The sequence below is a fragment of the Flavobacterium macrobrachii genome, assembly GCF_014486675.1.
GTDB classification, from domain to species: Bacteria; Bacteroidota; Bacteroidia; order Flavobacteriales; family Flavobacteriaceae; genus Flavobacterium; species Flavobacterium macrobrachii.
In genome coordinates this window covers 1-2,443 of record NZ_JACTAC010000132.1, presented here as the reverse complement: position 1 = coordinate 2,443, position 2,443 = coordinate 1, and the positions used below count along the sequence as shown (strand labels likewise).

At 33.0% G+C, this 2,443-nt stretch carries 3 protein-coding genes; all 3 read right to left on the bottom strand.

The features are described 5' to 3' along the window. Nucleotides 1-17: 17 nt before the first annotated feature. The 3 genes from IAI56_RS15480 to IAI56_RS15470 are packed head-to-tail and all read right to left on the bottom strand — an operon-like array spanning nt 18 to nt 2,211. A complete protein-coding gene (locus tag IAI56_RS15480) occupies nt 18-863 on the bottom strand; it encodes an NgoPII family restriction endonuclease (protein ID WP_187658720.1) in 846 nt (281 codons plus the stop codon). Then, the gene (locus tag IAI56_RS15475) at nt 860-1,900 is read right to left on the bottom strand and encodes a DNA cytosine methyltransferase (protein WP_187658719.1); all 1,041 of its coding nucleotides are present in this window, start codon (nt 1,898-1,900) and stop codon (nt 860-862) included. Before IAI56_RS15475 ends, IAI56_RS15480 begins: the two co-directional genes overlap by 4 nt. Continuing rightward, complete coding sequence (locus tag IAI56_RS15470) at nt 1,897-2,211, bottom strand: helix-turn-helix domain-containing protein (protein WP_187658718.1); 315 nt, start codon at nt 2,209-2,211, stop codon at nt 1,897-1,899. The genes IAI56_RS15475 and IAI56_RS15470 overlap by 4 nt, the downstream gene beginning before the upstream one ends. Between the last annotated feature and the right edge of the window lie 232 nt (nt 2,212-2,443).

Sequence of the window (2,443 nt, the reverse complement as noted above, 5' to 3'; positions counted from 1 at the left end):
ATTATGCACTGTGCGAACTATTCTATTACTTTAAATATTATCAATTTCGCTTCTATTAAATTTGCTGGATTATTCGGGTCTTTAACCTCTACATTGTCTATTGTCAAATTCGGATTTCCTAGATTTTCAAGTTTCTTTTTACTTTCTTTTGAAAAACTATCATATTTTTTTGTTGGTATAACAGTAACCACTTCAAAAAGATTAGTTGATGTATGTAAGTAATTAAATACTCGTCTTGGGTTTTGAATTTGCCACATACCACGAATACGCAAGTTGGTAATTCCCAAAGGGTCAACTCGGTTTACTCTTCCTAACTCGTTAGTTTCAGCAAGTTCTACATTTGGAATTTCGTTTATTCCTTCAGTAATTTTTTGCTTTATGATTTGATAAGTTTCGTGAGTAGCTGCATAAATATTTCCATAAACCATCCACAAAGATTTTATGCTGTCGTCAGTTGTGTGTCCAACGCAATAAATCAAATCCTTTTCTGTCCAATCTTCACAAGTTCGACAAGCTTGAGTAATCATCGTGCTATTTGCTTGAACCGTTGATTTTGGATAAGAGCTATTTAAAGCCAAATCAGAATTTGCACTTTGAGTTTTCTTAACTTCAATAGCATCCCCACCTTTTATCATAATATCAGGTGGATGATTTTGGTTGCCTAACCAAGAAAATTCTTCATTGTATCTTCGCATTTTTTCCGTTTTATTTTCGGTCTGAATGGTATTTGCAAAAGCATCTTTAATGAAGGTTTCCAAAGCTTCACCTACATTATTCATTCTGTTTCTGCCTGAATAATGATTTCTGATTTCATAAATCGGATTTTCGGCAATATTTACAATGGCTTCTAAAATATTTGTCATATGGCTACAGCTTCTTTACTAATGTTTTTTAATTGATGTTTTGTTTCATTTTGTAGCAATTGGGCTTTTATACTATTGGCAAGAAAGTAAGCTAAATTTACCGGAACAGCATTACCAATCATTTTGTAACCTGCTGAAATATTGTCATAATGAAAAATAAAATCGTCTGGAAATGTTTGAATTCTTGCACATTCTCTAACGCTTAATCTTCTGTACAAATCTTCTTTTCCAGGAACAAAAACACGAATATTCTGTTCAATAAATTTCATTTTTGGAGCTTGTGGATGAATAGGAGCGTGGCGACCACCTGCCTGAATTGTGAAAGATTGTTCATCCCAACTCCTTACTCGATTTCTTGACATAAAAATAGTAGAAAAACCACCAGTCATATATTCGTGATTTGGAATTTTACAGTCGTTACCATTAGTTTTATTGCTTGTTTTTGCAGGAAGAGCACTGTCTTTTAAATCCCAAATAGCATCTTGTAATGTTAGTTTTTTGAAATTTGGTTTTTGAAATTGATAAGTAAAACCTAAATCTTTTCTTATACCGACAAAAATTACCCGTTTTCTGTCTTGTGGAACATTGTAATCACAAGCGTTTACCATTTCAAAAGAAAGTTCATAACCAACTCCTGCATTTCTGAACAATTCTTTGATATTTTCTAATGCTTCTGAATGCCGCCCCAATAACATTCCGCTTACATTCTCTGCCAAGAAGAATTTGGGCTGTTTGGCTTCCAAAATTCGGATAAAGTCATAAAATAATTGACCCCTTTTATCTGCAATTCCCTTCATTGCACCAGCTTCGCTCCAACTTTGACAAGGTGGACCTCCAATAATTCCATCACATTCGGGAACTTCGTCAGACGGAATATTTACAATACTTCGCTTATCTAAAATTGTGTGTGGATGATTTTTTTCATAAGTTTCCCAAATTTCTTTATCGTATTCGTTTGCCCAAATAACATTAAATCCTGCATTTTGGAAACCAAGGTCAAGTCCTCCTGCACCTGCAAAAAAAGATACTATATTCATATTGATAGGGATTTTTTAGATTTTAAATAAGCAACTTTTTCTTCGGCCAAAATCAAAGTTTCTTCATCGCAATTATTTTCATAGATTTTTTTAGCGATTAAATCACTAAAAAATTCAGTTCTCAATTTGTCAATGCTTAAATTAAAAACTTCAGATAAAAGAGTTAATCTCCTTTCGTCAAATTCTCTTTTATTGTTTTCTATTTTGCTAAGATTGGCAGAGTCTAAATCTAATTTAGCCGCCAATTGAGTAAGCGTAAAACCGTTTTCGGTTCTCAATCGCTTAATATATTCTCCAAAAGTTTCTTTCATTAGACTTGTCATTTATTGACAAAGTTAATTCTTCTTTTTGAATTGAGAAAATATATTTTGATTTTTTTGAGATGGTGAATTTATGACGAGTGCTCTAATCGCATTGTGCATAACGTTTTGCAGCTTGGCGAAGTGGCGGATTTTGAGGCACTTACTTTCAATTTAGCACTAATGATTATTAGAAATCCTAATGTTCAATTTAGCACTAAACCCGCCATTTTGCCAAACTGTT